This window comes from Streptomyces guryensis (genome assembly GCF_021261325.1).
GTDB classification, from domain to species: Bacteria; Actinomycetota; Actinomycetes; order Streptomycetales; family Streptomycetaceae; genus Streptomyces; species Streptomyces guryensis.
On the sequence record NZ_JAJSBI010000039.1, the window covers coordinates 34,075 to 54,596 of the forward strand.

A 20,522-nucleotide genomic window follows, 5' to 3' on the forward strand; every position below is an offset into this window, starting at 1 on the left:
GGCGCTCTTCTCTTCACCACCCAAAGGATGTTCACCATGAAGCTCCGCAAGGTCACCGCCGCCTCGGCCGCCGTACTCGCTCTTGCCGTGGCTGCCACGGCTTGTGGGTCGAGCAACAACGACAAGGGCAGCGGCTCCTCCTCGGGCGGCGGCAAGAAGATCACCATCGGCATCAAGTTCGACCAGCCGGGCATCGGCCAGAAGACGCCGCAGGGCTACGCCGGCTTCGACGTCGACGTCGCCACGTACGTCGCCAAGAAGCTCGGCTACAGCGCGGACAAGATCGAGTGGAAGGAGTCGAAGAGCGCCGACCGCGAGACCATGCTGCAGCGCGGTGACGTCGACTTCATCGCTGCCTCGTACTCGATCACGCCGGAGCGCGAGAAGTCGGTCGACTTCGCCGGCCCGTACCTGCTGGCCCACCAGGACGTCCTGGTCCGCGCCAACGACAGCTCCATCAAGTCGCCGGCCGACCTCAACAAGAAGAACCTGTGCTCGGTGACCGGCTCGACGTCGGCGCAGAACGTCCACGACAAGCTGGCCCCCAAGGCCCAGCTGCAGAAGTACCCGACCTACTCGGCGTGTCTGACCGGTCTGCAGAGCGGTGCGATCGACGCACTCACCACGGATGACTCGATCCTCGCCGGCTACGCCTCCCAGGCCCAGTACAAGGGCAAGTTCAAGCTGGGCGGCTTCAAGATGACCAACGAAAACTACGGCATCGGCGTCAAGAAGGGCAGCGCCCTCAAGGCGAAGATCAACAAGGCCCTCGAGGACATGGTCTCCGACGGCTCCTGGGAGACGGCCGTGAAGAAGAACTTCGGCCCGGCGGGCTACAAGAACGAGCCCGCGCCGAAGATCGGCGTCGTCAAGAGCTGAAGCAACGCCTGACAGGTGCGCCGTCCTCCGAGGCGGCGCACCGGGGCATCCCTACACGCGGAAGCGCGGGAGATCGTGTTCGACTTTCTTCAAGGTTACGACGTGCTGGGGGCCTTCTGGACGACGGTGCAGCTGACGCTGCTCGCCGCCGCCGGCTCCCTGGTCTGGGGCACTCTGCTGGCCGCCATGCGCGTCGGCCCGGTGCCTCTGATGCGCGGTTTCGCCACCGTGTATGTGAATACCGTGCGGAACATTCCGTTGACCGTGATCATTCTGTTCACGTCGCTGGGCCTGGCCAACACCCTGGGCGTCACCCTCGGCGCGAAGGGGGTCATCGACACGCTCAACTTCCGGCTCGCCGTTCTCGGTCTGGTCGCATACACGTCGGCGTTCGTGTGCGAGGTGATCCGGTCCGGCATCAACACGGTGCCTGTCGGTCAGGCTGAGGCCGCCCGCGCGATCGGCCTCAGCTTCTCCCAGGTGCTCAGGCTGGTCGTACTGCCGCAGGCGTTCCGTTCGTCCGTGGGCCCGCTGGCGAACGTCCTGATCGCCCTCACGAAGAACACCACGGTGGCCGCCGCGATCGGTGTCGCCGAGGCGGCGACCCTGATGAGGACGATGGTCGAGAAGGAAGCCCAACTCATCCCGATCGCTGCGATCTTCGCGCTGGGCTTCGTGATTCTGACGCTGCCGACCGGTCTGATCCTCGGCTGGGTGGGCAAGAAGGTGGCGATCAAGCGATGAGTTCCGTTCTCTACGACGCGCAGGGGCCGCGCGCCAAGCGGCGCAACGTCCTCTTCACCGGCATCTTCGTGGTCGCCCTCGCGGCATTGGTGTGGTGGGTGTACACCAGCCTCGACGACAAGAACCAGCTCGAGTGGGTGCTGTGGAAGCCATTCTTCGGCACGGAAGCCTGGTCCACATACCTCTGGCCGGGTCTGCAGAACACGTTGAAGGCCGCCGCGCTGGCCATGATCATCGCCCTGCCGCTCGGTGCCGTCCTGGGCATCGCCCGGCTCTCCGACCACGTCTGGGTCCGCGTACCGGCGTCGGTCGTCGTGGAGTTCTTCCGGGCCATCCCCGTGCTGGTCCTGATGATCTTCGGGCAGGCCCTGTACGCCAACTACACCAACGTCAGTTCGGACGACCGCCCACTGTATGCGGTCGTCACCGGCCTCGTGCTGTACAACGCCGCGGTCCTCGCGGAGATCGTCCGGGCCGGCATCCTGGCCCTGCCCAAGGGCCAGTCCGAGGCGGCCGTGGCGATCGGCATGCGCAAGGGCCAGGTGATGCGGCTCATCCTGCTGCCGCAGTCGGTCACCGCGATGCTCCCGGCCATCGTCAGCCAACTCGTCGTGATCGTGAAGGACACAGCCCTGGGCGGCGCGGTCCTCACCTTCCCGGAACTGCTCGCGTCCGGCAACACAATGATCGGCTACTACGGCAACACCATCGCCACCTTCACGGTCATCGCTGTGATCTTCATTGCGCTGAACTTCTCGATCACGACCTTCGCAGGCTGGCTGGAGGCCAGGCTCAGGCGCAGCAAGAAGAGCACGGGCGCGGTCCTCGGCGAAGACGCGGTCGAGGTCAACCCGGCAGCGGTGGGCGGTGGCTTCGGGACCGGCGGCGAGGGCGGTGGCATGCCTGGCAGCAGGACCTACCTCTGACGGCCAGTCAACCCGCATGGGAGGCACGGAGGCACGGAGGCAGTGGCATGATCGCCACTGCCTCCGTCGCTTGACGCAAACCCCGCCAATGGGTTGCATACGTTCTGTGATCGTGCACCCTGCTCCAACTTCCTGTTCACATACGTCCGTCAGGACGCCGCCACGAGCAGGGGGCGCCGCGCCGTGGACCCGGTGATCATTGTCGGAGCAGGGCCCGTCGGGCTCACGCTCGCCCTGGCGTTGGCCCGTCAGGAAGTGCCCTGCGTCGTGCTGGACGAGGGCCCCGGCAAGGACGAACCGCGCCCCGCGCGGACCGTGGTCCTGCGTGAGGACACCGCCGCCCTGCTGGAGCGGCTGACCGGCCAGCCGCTCGCGCAGCACGGGACCCACTGGGCCGGATGGCGGTCAATGCGGCGCAAGCAGGTGATGCGCGAGGTCACCTTCGGCGGCGACGAACCCGCCCCCCTGCACATCGCCCAGCACGTCCTGACCGTCGCGCTGCGCGCCGCCCTGGCCACCGAGCCCCTCGTCGAGGTCGCCGTGGACAGCCGCCTCGACACCGTCGAGCAGGAGCCCTCGGGAGTCACCGCCCACACCCGAGGCCCCAAGGGCACCTGGTGGCGCGGAAGTTACCTGGTCGGCTGCGACGGCCCGCGCTCCACGGTGCGCAAACTGCAGGACATCCGCTTCCCGGGCCGTACCGCGGTGGAACGACACGCCGTGGCCGCGCTGCGCACGGAACTTCCGTGGGCGGACGAAGCGTTGCTCCATCGGATGCCGCCGTGGCGGACGTCCGGGCCATCGGCCGCGGAGGTGACCGCCCGCCCCCTCCCGGACGGCGTCTGGCGCCTGGACTGGCTACTGCCACCGGGCAAGGACCTGGTCACGCCCGAGCTGCTGCTGGCCCGTATCCGGGAGACCCTGGCCGGCTGGACCGGGGGCCCGACACCGGCGTACGAACTCCTCGACACCGGAGTCCACACGGTCCACCACCGGCTGGCCCGCCGCTGGCGGGTCGGCCGGGTCTTCGTCGCCGGGGACGCGGCTCACCTTCTCGGAGCACTCGGCGCGCAGGGCCTCGACGAGGGGCTCAGGGACGCCGACAACCTGGCCTGGAAGCTCGCGCTCGCCTGGCACCACGGGCCGCATGAGGCGCTGCTCGACAGCTACCAGGCGGAACGACGCGGGGTCGTAGCAGGTCGGCTGCGCGCGGCCGACCAGGCGCTGCCGCTGCTGCGCGGCGGCGGAGGACTGCGCGCGTACGTACCGGGCTCGGCCCGCGGCCATGACGCGCTGCTCACGGACGGTCACCTGGGGCGTGGATCACTCGGTGCGCCCGGGGCGTACGCGGCCTCCCCGCTGGCGCCCCGGCACCTCGAAGGCGAGGTCCCCGTGGACACGGCACCCGGCGAGCCGGTCACCGATGTGCGGGTCACCGCAGAGGACGGCACCTTCGTACAGCTACGGGACCGGCTCGGGTGCGGAGCCCTGCTGGTGGTGCTGGTCGCGCCGGGCACGGGGGTGTGGGACCGCAAGCACTGGGTGACCGCCGGGATCATGCCCCGGCTTGCCGCCGCGGTGGCCGCACTGCCGCATCCCGCCGAGCTGCTGGTCGCGGAGAGTTACCCCGGCGCCGCGGCCCACACCGTATTGCTGGTACGGCCGGACGGTCACCTGGTCGCCGCGCTGGGCGGAGTGCGTCCGGCCGACCTCTACTCGGCTGCGGAGGCGACGCTGGGAGGACCGGTGAAAGCGGAGGCCACGGCCGGCTCGCCGTCAAAGTAACTCGAAGAGACCTTGCTCACCGTCACCGTCTGGTCCACATGGTGACGGTGAGTTGACCGCCCCGCACCGTCAATGGTGTACTCCGGATCGTGACCGACACCTTTGTGCGCCTGTGGCGGAGGGTCCATATGGACCTCGTCCGCTATGCGGGCTGCGTGTGTCGTCCGTCCTGCTGAATTCGCATCCCACCTCTTCCGCGCGCGCCTTCCAGTGCTGCCGCGCGCCCCCGCGAACTCTTCTTCAGGACGGTGCCACGTGTCTGTCTCTCCTTCCGCCCCTCCCTCCCTCGCCGCAGCCGCCCAGGTTCCGACGCAGGCGGACCTCCTCGACTTCGTACGGCGTACGGCCGCGGACGCCGAGCTGATCGCCTCACTCCCGCTCGATCCCGAGGGCCGCACCTGGGTGCGCCTCGAGGGGCCTGGCGGCAGCGAGGCCTGGCTGATCGGCTGGCCGCCCGGCACGGGCACCGGCTGGCACGACCACGCCGAGTCCGTCGGCGCCTTCGTGACGGCGGCCGGAGAGCTCAAGGAGAACTCGCTCGCTGCCCGGCTGCCCGCCGACGGCTGGAAGACCCTGGAACTCACCGACGGCGTGGACCGGGAGCGGCAACTGCCGACCGGCAAGGGCCGTGCCTTCGGTCGTCACCATGTCCACGAGGTACTCAACGAGTCCACCGACCGGCACGCGGTCTCCGTCCACGCCTACTACCCGCCCCTGCCGCAGATCCGCCGCTACAGCCGCGTGGGCCAGGTCCTGCGCCTGGAGCAGGTCGAGCGCCCGGAGGACTGGCAGTGAGCGGGGGCGGTCCGACCCGCGGGCAAGCGGAGAACGTGAGCGAACAGCCCATCGGCATCGACGAGTTGCTGGAGCGGGTGCGCCAGGGCTATGAGCGGATCGAGCCGAAGGAGGCGCACGCCGCCGCCCACGCCGGCGAGGCACTCCTGGTCGATATCCGATACGCAGCCCTGCGCGAGCGGGACGGCCTGATTCCGGGCGCACTGGTCGTCGAACGCAACGAGCTGGAGTGGCGCCTCGACCCGCAAGGCAGCCACCGCTTGCCCGAGGCCACGGGTCACGAGGTGCGGGTCGTGGTGATCTGCAACGAGGGTTACGCGTCGAGCCTCGCGGCGGCATCCCTGCACGGTTTGGGGCTGGGGCGGGCCACGGACCTGGTCGGCGGGTTCCAGGCGTGGAAGGCGGCGGGGCTGCCGGTGACGTCGTAGTGGGTCGGCGATCGGTCGTTGCCGACGCCGGTACTCCGTAGCCGTCCGACATGCTCTCGATGCGGACAACCAACGCACCGGCAAGGAGGACCGCGCCGCAGGGTTAGACGGTCAGGCCGTGCTGAGCGCGGCACGTATCCCGGTCGCCACGCCTCGATGGCTCCTGCCCCGTCAGAACCCTTCGTCCCCGAGGAACTCCTTGTCCTCGCCCTCGTCCTCCAGCGCCTGCCGCACCACCCTCAGCGCCATGCCCTCGGAGTAACCCTTGCGGGCGAGCATCCCCGCAAGGCGGCGCAGCCGCTTGTCCCGGTCGAGGCCACGCGTGGAACGCAGCTTGCGGGCGACGAGTTCGCGCGCGGTCGCCTCTTCCTGCTCCGAGTCCAGCTGGGAGACGGCCGCGTCGATCAGCGTGGAGTCGACGCCCTTGGTCCGCAGCTCCTGGGCCAGTGCCCGCCGGGCGAGCCCCCGGCCGTGGTGCCGGGACTCCACCCAGGCGTCCGCGAACGCGCTGTCGTTGATCAACCCGACTTCCTCGAACCGCGACAGCACCTCCTCGGCGGCCTCGTCCGGAATTTCCCGCTTGCGCAACGCGTCGGCGAGTTGCTTGCGCGTGCGCGGGGTCCCGGTGAGCAGGCGCAGGCAGATCGCCCGTGCCCGCTCCACCGGGTCCCCTGAGGACTCCTCCTGCTCGGCCCTCGACGAGGAGGAGGAGCCCCCGCCCTCACTGGACGGGTCCCCGCGACGTCGCTGCCGACGCTCGCGGGAGCCGCCCGCCCCACGGGCCCGGCCGCCACGGCGCGAACCACCACCGGACGAACCGGAACCGTCCGGTCCTCCGTCGTCCGGCCACTCGCTGCCGCCCGGCTCGTCGCCGTACGACCCCCCGGTGCCGTACGCCGTCGTGCCGCGTGACCTCGCGCGGTCGTGTCCCCCCTGCGCGCCGTGCCCCGCATCGGCCCCGTACGCATCGCCTTCCGGCCCGGCAAGAGCCGCGTCGCCTCTCCCGCCCCGCCCTCGCGGAGGGTCCGGGTGGGTGTACTCGGCCCAGTCGGTTCGCCGTGTCATACGTCAGCTCTTGGCAGCCGGAGCCTTGGCCTTGGCTGTCTTGGCCGCAGGAGCGGGTACCGCCTTCGCTGCGTCGTCCGCGGTGGCGGAGACGGCGGCGTCCGTGCCCGGCTCAGCGGTGGGCTCCTCCGGTCGCACGCCGACGCCCAGCTTCTCCTTGATCTTCTTCTCGATCTCGTTGGCCAGGTCGGGGTTGTCCTTCAGGAAGTTGCGCGCGTTCTCCTTGCCCTGGCCGAGCTGGTCGCCCTCGTACGTGTACCAGGCGCCGGCCTTGCGGACGAAGCCGTTCTCCACGCCCATGTCGATCAGGCCGCCCTCACGGCTGATGCCCTGGCCGTAGAGGATGTCGAACTCGGCCTGCTTGAAGGGCGGCGCGACCTTGTTCTTGACGACCTTGACCCGGGTGCGGTTGCCGACCGCGTCGGTGCCGTCCTTCAGAGTCTCGATGCGACGGATGTCGAGCCGCACGGAGGCGTAGAACTTCAGCGCCCGGCCACCGGTCGTGGTCTCCGGGGAGCCGAACATCACGCCGATCTTCTCGCGGAGCTGGTTGATGAAGATCGCCGTGGTCTTGGACTGGTTGAGCGCGCTGGTGATCTTCCGCAGGGCCTGGCTCATCAGACGGGCCTGGAGACCGACGTGGCTGTCGCCCATCTCGCCCTCGATCTCCGCGCGCGGGACGAGCGCGGCGACGGAGTCGATGACGATGAGGTCGAGGGCGCCGGAGCGGACCAGCATGTCCACGATCTCCAGGGCCTGCTCGCCATTGTCGGGCTGGGAGAGGATCAGGTTGTCGATGTCGACGCCGAGCTTCTTGGCGTACTCGGGGTCGAGGGCGTGCTCCGCGTCCACGAAGGCGACCTGGCCGCCGGCCTTCTGCGCGTTCGCCACCGCGTGCAGCGTCAGGGTCGTCTTACCGGAGGACTCCGGGCCGTACACCTCCACCACACGGCCACGCGGCAGGCCGCCGACGCCGAGGGCGACGTCGAGTGCGGTCGACCCGGTGGGGATGACCTCGATGGGCTCGTTCGGCCGCTCGCCGAGGCGCATCACGGCACCCTTGCCGAACTGCCGTTCAATCTGTGCGAGCGCGGCGTCGAGCGCCTTCTCGCGGTCGGTTCCTGCCATGGGTTCCACCCGGTTTGCTTGAGTCGATCGCTTCACGTCAAAGACGCTAACGCCTGCCACTGACAATGCGCCCCGACGCCCGTCCGGCCTGTGGATAACTCGGGCACATCCACGTCAAAACCATGCCGAATTACCCGTCGAGAGCTTCGCCGGAGCCTCCATAAGAATGGATGTTCGATTTTGGTGTCAAGCGCACCACTCGACGCTTCCGACACTACGTCCGCGGTCCGACAGCGGGCCGGACTCCGAGCCGTGCGGCCTCTGTTCGTGTCTGCGACCCACCCCGGCTACTTCTTCCGGCGTACGACGGGTGTCTTCGGCCGGACGACGACCGGAGGGGGCGGTCTCGCGAGGCTGAGGGCATGGAGACCGAGAAGCTCGCCCGAGAGGGCGGCAGGGCGAAACGCCCCCCTGTCGTCGCAGCCACGGCGGGGGCCCGCCCGTCAGAGCGCCGCTGCCACACCGTAGGCCTCCTCCTGATCCTCTCCGGACTCGTGCACCTGGTGGTGTTCGCCGTCGACGGCGGCCCCTGGGACGGCCCCGTCTCCTGGCGCAAGCCCGTCACGTTCGGGCTGTCCTTCGGGATGACGCTGATCGCGGTCACCTGGGTGACGTCGTATCTGCGCATCGGTTCGCGGCTGCGCGCCCTGCTGCTCGTCGTCTTCGCCGCCGACTGCGTCGTAGAGGTCGGCGGTATCACCCTTCAGGCCTGGCGCCGGGTGCCCTCGCACCTCGACATGGAGACACCGTTCGACACAGCGGTGTCCATGACTCTCGCGGTGGGCGGTGGTGTCCTCGTCGTGCTGCTCACCATGTTCGCCCTCGCGTCGTTCCGGCATCGGCCCGCAGGTCCCGCGGGGATGGCGCTCGCGGTGCGCTCCGGCTTCGCGATCCTGCTCGTCGGGCTCGGTTCGGGCGCCGCGATGATCGCGCGCGGTGTCGTGCTCACCCGTACCGGGCATCAGGAGGCGGCATATCACTCGACGGCCCCGCTCAAGCCGCTCCACGGAGTCAGCCTGCACGCCGTGCTGGTCCTGCCGGTGCTGGCCCGGCTGCTGTCCGCCACGTCCTGGAGCGAGCCGGTCCGGCGTCGGATCGTGGCCGCGGCGACCTGTTGCTACGTGGCTGCCGTCATCGGCGCCGGGGTGTGGGCCGTCCTCACGTACTGAGTCGGCTGTTCCCGCATCCGGCCGTGGCTCAGGAGGAGGAACCCTCCCCGGACTCCCCCACCGCACCCTGTGCCGCCCCCTGCCGCCGTGTCCACAGCTGCCCCGCGCGTGTGAGCAGACCCGGCCCCGATCCCCCTCTCCGGTGGCCGTGGACGCGAGGGTCGTCCGTGACGGCGTACCGCTTCACGTACGCCCCCAGGAACGCCTGCAGCGTGGCGACCGCCGGGATGGCGATCAGCGCGCCGACGGCGCCGAGGAGCGCGGTGCCGGCGATGACCGAGCCGAAGGCTACGGCGGGATGGATGTCGACGGTCTTCGCGGTCAGCTTGGGCTGCAGCATGTAGTTCTCGAACTGCTGGTAGACCACGACGAAGATCAGCACCCACAGCGCGTACCAGGGATCGACGGTGAAGGCGATCAGCATGGGCAGGGCGCCCGCGAGGTAGGTGCCGATGGTCGGGATGAACTGGGAGACCAGGCCCACCCAGACGCCGAGCACGGGCGCGTAGGGCACACCCAGGATCTGCAGCAGGATGTAGTGCGCTATGCCGGAGATGAGCGCCATCAGGCCGCGCGAGTAGATGTAACCGCCGGTCTTGTCGACGGCGATCTCCCAGGCACGCAGCACCTCGGCCTGCCGCGCGGGCGGCAGTACGGAGCAGATGGCGCGGCGCAGCCGCGGGCCGTCCGCGGCGAAGTAGAACGAGAACAGCACGATCGTCAGCAGTTGGAAGAGACCGCCGATGACCTGCGCGGACACGTCCAGCACACCGGTGGCGCTGTTCTGCACGTAGTTGCGCAGCCAGTTGGAGCGGAGCAGTCCCTCCTGGACGTCGACGCGTCTGAGTTCGGTGTGGAAGTGTGTGTTGACCCAGTTGATGACGGAGTCGAGGTAGTTCGGGAACTCCTCGACGATCTTGATGATCTGACCCGCGAGCATGGAGCCGAGCAGGGTGACGAAGCCCGCCGCCATGATCATTACGGCGAGGAAGACGAAGCCCGTCGCCAGCCCCCTGCGGATGCCGCGCGAGGCCATCCAGCTCACCGCGGGCTCGATGGCCAGAGCCAGGAAGAACGCGATGAGGACGTTGATCAGCAGGCCGGTGAGCTGGTGGAACGCCCAAGTGCCCAGCTGGAGAGCCGCGTAGAGGGCAAGGACGAGCACCACGGCGCGCGGCAGCCAGCGCGGCATGCGGACGCTCGGCCCGGCGGCGTCGGCCAGGGGCGGGCCGGGCGGCGTCGTGCCGAACGGGGATGTGTGCTGGGCCGTCTGCCCGGGCTCGTCAGTGGGTGCCACGGATCAAGTCTCGCCCACTGGTCTGACAATCAACTACCGTCCTGCGATCTTCGTGACCGATCAGTGCTTTTCCCGCGGAACGTCCATGACTGTGCAGACGGCGCGCCACACGTCCTTGGCATCCCAGCCGGCGTCGAGCGCCCCGTGCACAGTGCGACCGTCGAGTTCCGCCATCACGTGGTCGCGCGCGAAGGTGTCGGCGTATCCCGGACCGAAGTGATCCGCCATCCGCTGCCAGAAGACTGTCAACCGCATGAGCTCCGCCCCATACCTGCAATGACCTGCATGTTTCCTGCCCCTCATACCCCCGCATGGCCGTCAGGGGGTATCCAGGGAGTTCGCCTCCCCACCGAACCAAGCATCCATGGCGCCTCGACCTCGCGTGCCTGCGTCGGGCATGAAGTGCGTGTATGTACGCAGAGTAAAGCCAGGGTCGGCGTGCCCAAGCCAGCGGGCGAGGGAGACGATCGACTCGCCTGCTTCGAGCTGGACACTGGCATAGGTGTGGCGCAGGGCATGGAAGCCGAACTCGCGCGACGGCTCCCACTTGCTCCCGCCCGAATCGGAGTCCACTTTGCCGATCAGTCCCGCGGAGGCGAGCGCGTGCTTCCAGAGACGCCTGTTCCATGTATCGCGGTTGCACGCGCGCCGCTGCCGGGTAGCCAGGAACAGCGGGTAAGCACGCGGAGCCCAGTCGATGCGCTGCCGTTCGTTCTGAGGTTCGTGAGGGCTCTCCCACGGGAGCTTCACCGTGACCGGCTGCCAGCGCTTCGCGTGCTGTTCGATGCTGGCCAGGACGCCGGGTGCCGCATCAACTACTCGCGTCTTGCCGCCCTTGGGAAGCGCAAAGAAGAGGTGGCCGTCGATCATGCAGACCTGACGCCGGACATGCACGACCCCGTTCTCCGCATCAAGGTCCTCCGGAGACAGTCCGAATACCTCGCCCTGGCGCAGGCCGAGCCCCACCGCCAAGTCGACTGCGAGGCGGTATTGCTCCGGGAGCCCAGCGCGTACCCGCATCGCCTGCTCGCGCGACCACGCCCGCGCCTTCTGCGCAGGCTTGGCCGGCGGCCGAGCGGTGCGGCTCCCCTTCATCGGATGCTTCACCAGCCTGCCGTCCTCGACGGCGGCCTGGAGGATCGTAGAGAGATGCCCCCAGGTGGTGCGGATCGTCCCGGGCGACAGAGTCTCCTCCATCCGGGCAACCCATTCCCGGAGGGCTGGCGCAGTGATGGCGTTCAGCGGCAGCGACCCGAGCGCCGGGAGCACGTGTCCCCATATTCGTCGACGCGCCGCATCTCGGGTGGTTGCGGCGTATCGCTGGTGCGGCCACCATCGATCCTCCACGTACGAGCGCAGCAGGATCGTTCCTTCACGCGGGTCGACGAACTCCTGCCGCGTCACGTCGGTTTGAGCATGAGCGAGCCACTGCTTGGCGTCGGTGAGCTTGGTGAAGCTGCGGGCACGGACGCCGGGGATGCCGGCGACCTTGTAACGCTTCCCCTTGCCGTAGAGCTTGGTCTTCTCCTTGGTTCGTTTGCTGATCCAGCGGTCTTCTATATGTCCTGGCACTTACTCGACACTCCCTAGAGGACTAGACACCGACATTAGTTTCGTGTGACGTCAGCCACATCAACTACCGGCAAGTAGGGATGCAGCAGGACGTATCCGGGATCGAGAGGGGCGGAAAGCGGCAACACCTCTACCTTCCTGGGGTTATCAGGCTTCCGCACCCGAAGATTCTGCCACGCGTTCACCGACACAAACCAGTATGTTGTTTTCGAAGGCAGCCACTCAAACGATCTCCTTCAAAAGGATATGCGGACACCCTTGGAGGCTCTTGGGATGGGCGAATCCACGCCTGCGATCGAACACGCGACAATTTGGCAATTGCTGGCACCTCCGCAGCTAGCCGAGCTGCTCGCAGTATCGGAGAAGACGCTGCGCAACTGGCGGAATGACAGCAAGGGCCCGGCTTACATCAAGCTCGACGGCGGCGCCGTCCGCTATCCGATGCGAGACGTGTACGCCTGGCTCGATGAGCAGCGCAATGCCTCCGTCCGCTTGCATGCGCAACGCGCTCATGAAATGCGCCCGGTGGAGTCAAAGAGGTTTCTTGACGTCGCCTGATCCACCCATCCCCATTCCACACAGGGAGGGGATTGCGGTGAACGCTGCCGTCATGCGTCCATCGCGCTCTCTCATCCCCTTGGATTAAACCAAAGAAAGCGGAGCGGGACTCGAACCCGAAATGTTGACTTCCTCGGCGTGATGTGCCCACTGGTGGGCACACACTCAGTGCCGCTTGCTTCTGCAGCACCTCGGACTCAGATCGCAGGCATCGCAGTTATCTAACCCAATCGCCATATTCTCCGATCAGACACGCCGTCGGCGTGAGTGACCTCGGCTGAGGAGCAGGCTCGTAGCCGTTGCCGGGCTCCACGCTGAGCAGCGGGTGACCTCCGGGACGCGGAGGAGCGATTGGGCGGTACTCGCCGGACCTCCGGTTCTCCGGGCGACCTCCGCTGCGCGGAGCAGACCGGTTCATCAACTCCCCATTGATCTGCGCGGTGGTGATCGCCATCGTCTACACCGGGTGACCTCCGCGGGCGCGGAGCAGACGCGGCGGCCGGTTGGGGCTTGCCCCAGTGCGGCGGGTGGCCTCCGCACATGCGGAGGTCTACCGCAGCAGCCACAGACCACTATGGAGCCAGCGGGATTCGCTTCGCGCCTGCGGACGTACGCCGAGGGGTCGGTGCCCGGCATAGAGGGTGCGTCCCCTCAGCCGTAGCGCATTAAGACGCCGGAGGACGTGTGGGAAACGCCGCCTGCCCCATCGCCCGTTCTACCGCGATCTGGATGACAACCCGTTCCGGGTCCGGGGCCGGCGTACGCCCGTATCGCTCTCCGTATCGGGTGACAGCTTCCTGGACCGCAGAAGCGTCGGTACGGACCTCAGCCGTACCTTCGAGCGTCGCCCAGCGACCGCCGTCGACCTGGCACACCGCCACACGGGCCGCGCCGCCGCTCGCAAGGACGTTGGCGACCTTCCTACTGAATTTGCGGGTGATAACTCTGGCTATTCCCGCATCGGCATCGATCGTCACTCCAACAGGCACCACGTGCGGTCGACCATCGGGGCGCAATGTAGTCAGAGTGCACAGATGGTACTCACGCCAGAACTTCAGGTAGTCATCGGACCGACTCAATAGCGCGTTCGACATGGCCGAAAGCTTAACCTCGCCCGCTGCCCGAACTGTCCCGAAGTGACCGCCCACACACTCACTTCCGACCGGGGATTTAGTACGGATTCATCGACTTATATCGTAAGGCAACGATGTCAAATCGTCTCAGATCGATAACAAGTCCCCCGTTCAACATCAACCATGAAATTTATGTACTAAAGCTTGAAACCGCAGCTCAGCGGGATCATTCGAAGATGATTTCGGTCGATTTGAAACACTTGAGGCCCTTGATCATTTCATGATTCGGGCGAGCGGATCAGGCTTTTCAAGACACGGCCCGTGTGAATACTTGTCTACGTCCAACAGGTGCTCGGCGGCTCCATCGGAGCGGCTCATGGGCCCTCAGATTCTCGTTTGCTCCAGTGACATTGACGTGCTGAGGCGAGCTGGAGGTCAGGCACCCTGGCCCGTGCAAGAGGGCACGGCGAGTGCGCAGTCATCGGTGGCTGCGGCCGCTCGCTGCGCTGTGAAGAGGACGTCATCACTCGGGCGGTCGCGCCCGGCTCGGGGGAGCCATTTCCGGTTGAAAGGTTTACTTCATGTGGTCGGGAAGAGGCAGCCGTGGCGCCGCTGAGACGAGCCGTCGTAGGTTCGGACGCTGGCGCACAACCGGGAATCGGACGGTGGAGCGAAACCTCCACCGCCGGCTACGGGAAGAGCTGCGCAGCCTGAAGGTCACCCCTCCTCTGGACGTAGAAGAGCTGGCCAAGGCTCTTAGCGAGAGGCGTGGACGCCCCATCGTCCTCCGGCCTTTTCCCCTGGAGAAGCCTGGACCGACAGGCCTGTGGGTCGATATGACCGTGAGGGACGTGGTCCTCTACCAGGAGGAGACGACCTGCCTGCACCAGCGGCAGATCATCCTCCACGAAGTCCTCCACATCCTCGTCTCCGAGTGGGGGGAAGCCCCAGAGTCTCCGGAAGCCGCCGTCGAGGACTGGGCCGCCCTGGTCCCCGTGCTCGACCCCGCGCTGATCCGGCGGGTTGCCCGTCGTTGCTCGTACGAGGACCCGGAGGAGTGCTGGGTGGAACTGGCTGCGACGATCATCCTGGAGTGGTCCTCGGTGGTCGACGCGCTCCCACCTCTGTCGGAAGACCCAGAGGTCCGTCGGGTACAGGCAGCTCTGGGCGACCGGCGAGGGTGGCTGTAGACCGTGGCGAACTATCTCCTGCTGATCACCGCCGCTGCCACCGTGTGGAGGCTGTATCTGTGGTCACGCGCTCCTCATGACGCTCCCACCCGGTCGGTGGCGCTCACCCTGCTGAGCCTGAGCCTGTCGAATACAGTCGCCAGGCCCGGGGGCGCCTCCGGCCTCGACATAGTGGCGGGGCACGACATCGCGAAGCTGGTCCAGAACCTTTTGCTGCTGCTGGCGTGCTACTTCCTGATGTGCTTCTACCTGTACTCGGCCGAAAGGCCGACAGCCCGGCGTCGCGCCCGGGCGGAAGGCGTCGTCGTGGCCCTGGTGTCCGTGACGATCACTCTCGCGGCCGTGACCGTGTCGCCGGGGGCACTCAGCAAACCGTTCCGCACGGTTGACATGACGATCCCGCAGGTCGCCTTCTTCTACCTCTGCGCCGGCCTGTACATCACGTACGCGATCGGGGTGGCCGGATGGTGGTCCGCAGGCTATGCCCGTAAGTCGTCTCGCCCTCACGCCACCGGGCTGTGGATGACTGCGATCGGCCTCGGCACGATGGCGGTGGCTTGCGCCGTCCGGGCGGTCTTCGTCGCCGTCCGCTTCTGCGGGGGATCTGTGCCCCACAAGCTCACTACCTTGGCCGCGCTCTTGCTGGTGGTGTCGGGCCTGCTCTTCATGGTGGGCATCACTTATTCGGGCGTCCTCGCGAGGATCACCGCCACGCGGCTGTGGCTGCGTCGGCGCCGGGATCACCGTCGACTGGCTCCGCTGTGGCAGCTGCTGATCGAGGTCTACCCGGAGAACCAGCTGAGGCCCGCGTCTCGTACACCGTGGGATCAGTGGCGCGCCCGTGGCGTGCACCGCCGCTACCACCGGCGGATAGTGGAATGCCGGGATGGACTGGTCCATATCAGTCCCTACCTTGTGGGCAAGGATGATGAAGCCGACCTGCTGCACCTGGAGCCGGTCCAATTGGCCAGACGGCTCCGGCGTGCCTCCGCGGCGATCCAGAAGGGTGCGCCAGTACCTGCAAGGGCAGTTCCTCTGGCAGTGCCGCAGGGGGACGAACGGGACTCGGATGTCGACCAGTTGATCGCGGTGTCGGAGGCACTGCGGCTGACCGCGTGACCGCAGAAGAACATGGAAGGCGAGAGGCGACATGTTGATCACCGCCGGCCGGGTCCTGACCGGCTCCGGGACGTACGTCGAGGACGGGGCCGTCTGTATCGAAGGTGACTCGATCACCGCCGTCGGGCCGCGTGCCCAAGTCGCTGACCACTCCCGCGTGCAGGAGGCCGACCTCTCGTTTCCCGATGCGACGCTGATGCCCGGTCTCATCGACTCCCACGTTCATGTGGTTTTCGACGGCAGCACCGAAGTACTGGCCGCCTTCTCCGGATCGAGCGACGAACAACTGCTGCAAGACATGCGCCGACGCGCGGAGCAGCTCCTGTCGAGCGGTGTAACCACCGTCCGCGACCTGGGAGACCGCAACGGCCTGGCCCTGCGTCTGAGGGAGGAGATCAGCCGGGACGCCATTCCTGGCCCTTGCATCGTGGCTGCGGGCACGCCGCTGACCACGCCCGGAGGCCACTGCTACTTCCTCGGCGGCGAGGTCTCAGGCGAAGCCGCGGTCCGTGATCTCGTGCAGCGCAACTTGGCGGCTGGCGCCAGGGTGATCAAGGTGATGGCGAGCGGCGGAGGTCTGACGAAGGACGGGCCGAAGAGCTGGCAGAGCCAGTTCACCACGGCCGAGCTGCGGGCCCTGGTGGACGAGGCGCATCAGGCCGGCGTGCCGGTGGCCGCGCACGCACACAGCGCGGATGGCATCTCGGCGGTCGTGGATGCCGGAGTGGACACCATCGAGCACTGCACGTGGATGACCGAGGAGGGTTTCGGGCTGCGCCCGGACGTCCTGAAGAAGATCGTCGAGCAGGGCATCGCGGTATGCCCGGCCGTCGGTCCGCACTGGCAGATGGCGGCCCGCGTCTTCGGTGAGGAACGGACGGCCACTCTGTTCGGACAGGTACGTCAGATGGCCGAGGCCGGCGTCCGGCTCATCGCCGGGACTGACGCCGGAGTGCAGCGGACTGGGTTCGACGGCTCGCTCGCGGGAGCGCTCGGTTTCTACGCGCACCTGGGTATCTCGAACGCCAAGGTCATCGATATGGCGACGTCTGAAGGCGCAGCAGCTTTGGGTCTGGGCTCCACGACCGGCAAGATCGCTCCCGGCTACCGCGCTGACCTGCTCCTGGTCGACGGCGATCCGCTCGCCGATCTCGCAGCCCTGAAGGAGGCCAGGGCCGTGTGGGCCTCTGGCCGTCGGCACGAGCCGAACTCTGGCGAATAGACACCCGCGGCCGTCAGCCGACTGGAGCGCCTGTTCCTGGGGTTAACGCCCTCGGAACAGGCGCTATTCGTTTGTCTCGGGGTCTTCCTTGTCCAGCTCGGCTGCAAGGTCGTTCAACATCGACAGAACGTTGGCCGACAGGCCTTCGGGTTTGATCCCGCGGGCCCGGACGCGGCGTACCTTCCCCTGTTGGGCGGCAGACATGAGGCGCAGTCCCTCGTAGACCTGCCGTACGACAGCGTCGTCCGGCTCGAAGTACAGAGGGGACACCCCGAAGGTGTGCGCGAGACCTTGGCGGACGACGGGGGCGGCCTCTTCGTCCAAGCCTGTCCGAAGTCGCTCTACCTCCTGGGCGGAGATCACGTGCGCCCCCGCGTAGGCGTTCACTGACGCAGCGATGTCCTGGTCACCTGGCGCCGTCTGGTCGGGATACGAACGCTCCAGAATCAGGGTGATCTTCTCTGCCAGAGTGCTGGGTGGTTCTTCAGCAACGAGGGCTGTGGCGGACACACCCTCTTCTTCACTCTGAGCCGCCCCGAAGGACCGTTCCTGTGCCTGGCTCAGCTCGTCCTCGGTCACCCCGTAGGCCCGAGCCAGAGCCGGGATGTACCTCTCTTTGAGGCGCCGCACCCCTTGCTCCGCCCCTGCCACGGGGCCGTCGCTCTTGGTCCCGATGACCTCGGCCATCTCGTACCGGTAGAGGCCTGCGTCGCAGCGCAAGTCCCGGAGATCAGGCAGCCCGTCGCGTGGGAACAGCTCGTCCAGGTCCTGCTTGAGGACCCGGGCCAGGGCCGACAGTTTCTCCTGGTCGGGCTCGGATGAGCCAAGCTCCCACCCCGCCACCGTCGAATCGCCGACGCCTACACCCGCGGCTACGTCGGCCTGCGAGATCTCGGCGGCTCGCCGTACCGAGCGCACACGACCTCTATCGAAGCGTCGAGCAGGCATCAGACCTCGTTTTTCCTGCGAACCGAAGAAACATCGAGCCGTTGACTTTTGGGGAGAATCGCGATAGCTTCAGCTTAGCGAAAAAAGAGGGACTTCGCACCCCTCGGCTTTCGCTCATCCAGTTGTCCCCAGCGTGGGGAGCTGCTGGACAGAGGGGACGGCCACGCGCACTCCGCGCACGGATCCCCCTCTCAAAACGCCATCGGCGCCCGAGAGTTCGCACCTCTCGGACGCCAGACAGCTAGTGATCCGCTGCCCCCGACAGGGGCTCAAGATCACTCACACAGCCGCTCCGCGTCCTTTCGCACGGCACTACGGAGCGGCGTACCACATAGAGGAGTCTCGCATGTCCCCTACTGCGGACTGCAACCCGAAGCCGGAGATCGCTTCCGGTCCCGCTGAACGGCTGGCTGCACAGCTGACGTCCATGCTGCCTGAGGCCGCAGTCGTACAGGTCCGCTTCCAGGGCCCTCGGACCTTGTGGCCCCACCTGGGACTAACCGCCGTGAACGAACGCGGACACGCCCTTCGGGTACCCCGTGCGAAGGCGCTCACCATCGCACGATGGATCATCCGCTCATTCCCGCAGGCCGGTTGGGCAGCCTCGGGCGGCCACGCCTTCGACCTGCGGACGGCTCAGCTGCGTCGGCTGGAAGCGTGATGTCGGCCGTGGCACCGGTGAGCGCGGATCCGGCCTTTATCGGGCCCACCGAGTTGCAGGGGCTCGCCGCCGTGGTGAACCTGCTGGCTCAGGCCGGCGGCCTCGATGCCCTGCTGAGCAACCGGCTGTCGGAACCTCGCGATAAGCGTATGCAGTTCGGATACAGCGATGCGGCTGAGCGGCTGAACATTCCGGAGAAGTGGCTACGTGAGCGCATCTCAACGCTGCCCCATCGAAAGTTCGGGAAGTTCGTGCAATTCACGGAGGAAGACCTCCGCGCAATTTCCGACATGCATTTCGTAAATCCAGGCGCAGTGTCCGAAAGGGGCGGGGAGTCGGCGTTGATGTCACTTCAGCCCTCTAAGCGCTCACGCAAGCGCTTCTGATCTCCTCTTGCGCTCGTGCGCGTACAGCGTGCGACGCCGTGAACATCGCGAGACGCAAATGAGCACTGACATATACAGCCTCATCGAGGCTGCACATCAGGGGAATTGGTCACCTCTCACGGAAGAGGCGAAGAAGGCTCCCGGAAAGCACTGGGCGGAAGACGCTAGATGCTCCAATCAGGACATTGACATCTTCGTGCCTCTTGGAGACGGACCCCGCAGAAATCCCGATGCTGTGAAACATAGCTTGGGTGCATCCCTGAACCGTCCGCGCAATCTCTGTGCATCGTGCCCACTGGCAGTGGCTGCCCGATGCCTGGTGGAATCCCTTAGGGATGACGACGAGTTCGGAATCCGGGCTGGCCTTCTGGCTTCGGAGCGTTCCGCACTACGCGCTGCGTGGCAGCAGCGGGTGAACGAACGCGCCGTCGAGAGTGCCCTTCAGGGCTGTACCACGGCGCTGAGCAAGGTCGACCGGGATGCGGTGATTGCTCGATTCGCGACAGACCCCTCATTGGACCCTGCCGCTGTCGCCCGGGGCCTCGGAGTCACGCACGAGTATCTATTGAAGCTCGCGCGACGCTACCGGAAGAAGTCCCAATCCAGCCCGGCCGCGCCCTTGCCCGCTGTCAGCGCTGACGCAGCCTGACAAGCTCCGCGACGAACGATTCTTCCCGCAAGGCAAACCTTGCGTTCACGGGAGCCCTCCCCATGCCTCAGAACAACCCCGCCGCTCCGGCCTGCGCAAATCTCGGTTTGGCGATCCAGGAAATAGCTCCCATGACAGTTCTTGCCCGCGTGTATCCGGAGCGCCGGTCTGTTACCCATCTCTTCGAATCGGACTTCTACCGCATGCTTATCGACCGGCGAACCGAAGAAAGAGTTGCGCACATGATCAGGCTCTATTTCGGCAATGCCGCCGACTGGCGCTACGCTCATGATTTCTACCTCCCCACCGGAGCGTTGTACCTCACTCCCGAGCCGCATCAGAACGGGTACATACCGGAGGACGATCTCTCCTTTGGTCTTTCCCTCACCCGTCGCATAGCGATAGCTGACGGGAGCTACTGATGAGCCACGTAGTGACCGAACTGGTCTGGTCACAGTCGAAGTCGTGCAGGGGCTCGCGTCTTGTCATGCTGGCACTCGCCCGTGAGGCAGACGATAAGGGCCGGGCCACTCTGACCCTGGACGAGATATCCGGCCTCACCCAGCTGACTGCGCGCTCGATAACGAAATGCATCGGGGAATTGACGACGCTCGGCGAACTCAGCCGCGAGCGCGGAGGAGGCGCCTCGAACCCCAACAGCTACTCGATACTCCTATTCGACAAGGGCATCGAGGCCCCCGCCGGATCAGAGACAGAACTTCCACCTACGCCTCCCGAATCAACAGATGAGAGAACAAGGTTCTACGAAGTTTCTTCCCGGAACTCCCCCTCGACGGACGCAAGTGGGAATTCCCTACCACGAGACTGGGAAGTTTCTTCCTCGCGTGCCCGTGGTGGTAATACTCCCTACGGGAGTATTACCACCACCCAAAAGCAAGCTAGCTTGCTTCGGTCAAGCAGTGAGAAG

Annotated in this window: 22 protein-coding genes; 15 read left to right on the forward strand and 7 right to left on the reverse strand. The window is 66.7% G+C overall.

Going from position 1 to position 20,522, the window contains the following annotated elements; genetic code table 11:
* Positions 1-36 precede the first annotated feature (36 nt).
* The 7 genes from LJ657_RS43815 (at position 37) to LJ657_RS43840 (ending at position 5,557) form a co-directional block, all read left to right on the forward strand.
* A complete protein-coding gene (locus LJ657_RS43815; RefSeq protein ID WP_232655301.1) occupies positions 37-879 on the forward strand; it encodes a glutamate ABC transporter substrate-binding protein in 843 nt (280 codons plus the stop codon).
* Between the two features lie 75 nt (positions 880-954).
* A complete protein-coding gene (locus LJ657_RS43820) occupies positions 955-1,623 on the forward strand; it encodes an amino acid ABC transporter permease (protein ID WP_232655302.1) in 669 nt (222 codons plus the stop codon).
* On the forward strand, positions 1,620-2,549 hold the full coding sequence (locus LJ657_RS43825; RefSeq protein ID WP_232655303.1) for an amino acid ABC transporter permease: 930 nt from the start codon (positions 1,620-1,622) through the stop codon (positions 2,547-2,549). Before LJ657_RS43820 ends, LJ657_RS43825 begins: the two co-directional genes overlap by 4 nt.
* A gap of 183 nt (positions 2,550-2,732) precedes the next feature.
* Positions 2,733-4,334, forward strand: coding sequence for an FAD-dependent monooxygenase (locus LJ657_RS43830; protein ID WP_232655304.1), 1,602 nt, complete (start codon positions 2,733-2,735; stop codon positions 4,332-4,334).
* 128 nt (positions 4,335-4,462) lie between these two features.
* Complete coding sequence (locus tag LJ657_RS49255; RefSeq protein WP_309506048.1) at positions 4,463-4,510, forward strand: hypothetical protein; 48 nt, start codon at positions 4,463-4,465, stop codon at positions 4,508-4,510.
* A gap of 79 nt (positions 4,511-4,589) precedes the next feature.
* A complete protein-coding gene (locus LJ657_RS43835; protein ID WP_232655305.1) occupies positions 4,590-5,129 on the forward strand; it encodes a cupin domain-containing protein in 540 nt (179 codons plus the stop codon).
* A gap of 35 nt (positions 5,130-5,164) precedes the next feature.
* Positions 5,165-5,557 (forward strand): rhodanese-like domain-containing protein, encoded by a 393-nt coding sequence (locus LJ657_RS43840; RefSeq protein ID WP_372488059.1) that lies wholly within the window; start codon positions 5,165-5,167, stop codon positions 5,555-5,557.
* A gap of 171 nt (positions 5,558-5,728) precedes the next feature.
* On the opposite strand, the gene recX is transcribed toward LJ657_RS43840, so the two are convergent.
* A complete protein-coding gene (recX, locus tag LJ657_RS43845) occupies positions 5,729-6,622 on the reverse strand; it encodes a recombination regulator RecX (protein ID WP_232655307.1) in 894 nt (297 codons plus the stop codon).
* 3 nt (positions 6,623-6,625) lie between these two features.
* Positions 6,626-7,750: a recombinase RecA gene (gene recA, locus LJ657_RS43850; protein ID WP_232655308.1), complete on the reverse strand. Its 1,125-nt coding sequence runs from the start codon at positions 7,748-7,750 to the stop codon at positions 6,626-6,628.
* Between the two features lie 362 nt (positions 7,751-8,112).
* Here recA and LJ657_RS43855 point away from each other — a divergent pair, with 362 nt between their 5' ends.
* Positions 8,113-8,919 (forward strand): hypothetical protein, encoded by an 807-nt coding sequence (locus tag LJ657_RS43855; RefSeq protein ID WP_232655309.1) that lies wholly within the window; start codon positions 8,113-8,115, stop codon positions 8,917-8,919.
* A 28-nt stretch (positions 8,920-8,947) separates the two neighbouring features.
* Here the strand turns inward: LJ657_RS43855 and LJ657_RS43860 are convergent, their stop codons facing one another.
* The 3 genes from LJ657_RS43860 to LJ657_RS48820 all read right to left on the reverse strand — a co-directional run bounded on the left by LJ657_RS43860 (position 8,948) and on the right by LJ657_RS48820 (position 11,788).
* A complete protein-coding gene (locus LJ657_RS43860; protein ID WP_232655310.1) occupies positions 8,948-10,216 on the reverse strand; it encodes an AI-2E family transporter in 1,269 nt (422 codons plus the stop codon).
* 60 nt (positions 10,217-10,276) lie between these two features.
* Positions 10,277-10,471, reverse strand: coding sequence for a DUF3046 domain-containing protein (locus LJ657_RS43865; protein ID WP_232655311.1), 195 nt, complete (start codon positions 10,469-10,471; stop codon positions 10,277-10,279).
* 63 nt (positions 10,472-10,534) lie between these two features.
* On the reverse strand, positions 10,535-11,788 hold the full coding sequence (locus LJ657_RS48820; protein ID WP_232655312.1) for a tyrosine-type recombinase/integrase: 1,254 nt from the start codon (positions 11,786-11,788) through the stop codon (positions 10,535-10,537).
* Positions 11,789-12,061: 273 nt separating this feature from the next.
* On the opposite strand from LJ657_RS48820, the gene LJ657_RS43875 reads away from it, so the two are divergent.
* A complete protein-coding gene (locus LJ657_RS43875) occupies positions 12,062-12,346 on the forward strand; it encodes a helix-turn-helix transcriptional regulator (RefSeq protein WP_232655313.1) in 285 nt (94 codons plus the stop codon).
* 665 nt (positions 12,347-13,011) lie between these two features.
* On the opposite strand, the gene LJ657_RS43880 is transcribed toward LJ657_RS43875, so the two are convergent.
* Complete coding sequence (locus LJ657_RS43880) at positions 13,012-13,440, reverse strand: pyridoxamine 5'-phosphate oxidase family protein (protein ID WP_232655314.1); 429 nt, start codon at positions 13,438-13,440, stop codon at positions 13,012-13,014.
* 644 nt (positions 13,441-14,084) lie between these two features.
* On the opposite strand from LJ657_RS43880, the gene LJ657_RS43885 reads away from it, so the two are divergent.
* Genes LJ657_RS43885 through LJ657_RS43895 form a run of 3 tightly spaced genes read left to right on the forward strand, consistent with a single transcriptional unit; the run spans position 14,085 to position 16,950 of the window.
* The gene (locus LJ657_RS43885) at positions 14,085-14,609 is read left to right on the forward strand and encodes a hypothetical protein (RefSeq protein ID WP_232655315.1); all 525 of its coding nucleotides are present in this window, start codon (positions 14,085-14,087) and stop codon (positions 14,607-14,609) included.
* 3 nt (positions 14,610-14,612) lie between these two features.
* Entirely contained in the window at positions 14,613-15,728 is a 1,116-nt protein-coding gene (locus LJ657_RS43890) for an MAB_1171c family putative transporter (protein WP_308117141.1), read from the forward strand.
* Between the two features lie 31 nt (positions 15,729-15,759).
* Positions 15,760-16,950 carry an amidohydrolase family protein gene (locus tag LJ657_RS43895; protein WP_232655317.1) on the forward strand — a complete coding sequence of 397 codons (1,191 nt, stop codon included), beginning with the start codon at positions 15,760-15,762 and terminating at the stop codon, positions 16,948-16,950.
* A gap of 63 nt (positions 16,951-17,013) precedes the next feature.
* Here the strand turns inward: LJ657_RS43895 and LJ657_RS43900 are convergent, their stop codons facing one another.
* Entirely contained in the window at positions 17,014-17,868 is an 855-nt protein-coding gene (locus LJ657_RS43900) for a helix-turn-helix transcriptional regulator (RefSeq protein WP_232655318.1), read from the reverse strand.
* A 594-nt stretch (positions 17,869-18,462) separates the two neighbouring features.
* On the opposite strand from LJ657_RS43900, the gene LJ657_RS43905 reads away from it, so the two are divergent.
* The 3 genes from LJ657_RS43905 to LJ657_RS43910 all read left to right on the forward strand — a co-directional run bounded on the left by LJ657_RS43905 (position 18,463) and on the right by LJ657_RS43910 (position 20,016).
* Positions 18,463-18,945, forward strand: coding sequence for a helix-turn-helix domain-containing protein (locus LJ657_RS43905; RefSeq protein WP_232655319.1), 483 nt, complete (start codon positions 18,463-18,465; stop codon positions 18,943-18,945).
* A 58-nt stretch (positions 18,946-19,003) separates the two neighbouring features.
* Positions 19,004-19,594, forward strand: coding sequence for a WhiB family transcriptional regulator (locus LJ657_RS49260; RefSeq protein ID WP_372488060.1), 591 nt, complete (start codon positions 19,004-19,006; stop codon positions 19,592-19,594).
* Positions 19,595-19,656: 62 nt separating this feature from the next.
* Positions 19,657-20,016, forward strand: coding sequence for a hypothetical protein (locus LJ657_RS43910; protein ID WP_232655320.1), 360 nt, complete (start codon positions 19,657-19,659; stop codon positions 20,014-20,016).
* Positions 20,017-20,522 lie beyond the last annotated feature (506 nt).

Bases quoted from the DNA above. Each gene is read 5' to 3' on its own strand.
- LJ657_RS43815 (WP_232655301.1), top strand. From the start codon at position 37: ATGAAGCTCCGCAAGGTCACCGCCGCCTCGGCCGCCGTACTCGCTCTT.
- LJ657_RS43825 (WP_232655303.1), top strand. From the start codon at position 1,620: ATGAGTTCCGTTCTCTACGACGCGCAGGGGCCGCGCGCCAAGCGGCGC.
- recX (WP_232655307.1), bottom strand. From the start codon at position 6,622: ATGACACGGCGAACCGACTGGGCCGAGTACACCCACCCGGACCCTCCG.
- recA (WP_232655308.1), bottom strand. From the start codon at position 7,750: ATGGCAGGAACCGACCGCGAGAAGGCGCTCGACGCCGCGCTCGCACAG.
- LJ657_RS43855 (WP_232655309.1), top strand. From the start codon at position 8,113: ATGGAGACCGAGAAGCTCGCCCGAGAGGGCGGCAGGGCGAAACGCCCC.
- LJ657_RS43865 (WP_232655311.1), bottom strand. From the start codon at position 10,471: ATGCGGTTGACAGTCTTCTGGCAGCGGATGGCGGATCACTTCGGTCCG.
- LJ657_RS43875 (WP_232655313.1), top strand. From the start codon at position 12,062: ATGGGCGAATCCACGCCTGCGATCGAACACGCGACAATTTGGCAATTG.
- LJ657_RS43880 (WP_232655314.1), bottom strand. From the start codon at position 13,440: ATGTCGAACGCGCTATTGAGTCGGTCCGATGACTACCTGAAGTTCTGG.
- LJ657_RS43895 (WP_232655317.1), top strand. From the start codon at position 15,760: ATGTTGATCACCGCCGGCCGGGTCCTGACCGGCTCCGGGACGTACGTC.
- LJ657_RS43905 (WP_232655319.1), top strand. From the start codon at position 18,463: ATGGATCATCCGCTCATTCCCGCAGGCCGGTTGGGCAGCCTCGGGCGG.
- LJ657_RS49260 (WP_372488060.1), top strand. From the start codon at position 19,004: ATGAGCACTGACATATACAGCCTCATCGAGGCTGCACATCAGGGGAAT.
- LJ657_RS43910 (WP_232655320.1), top strand. From the start codon at position 19,657: ATGCCTCAGAACAACCCCGCCGCTCCGGCCTGCGCAAATCTCGGTTTG.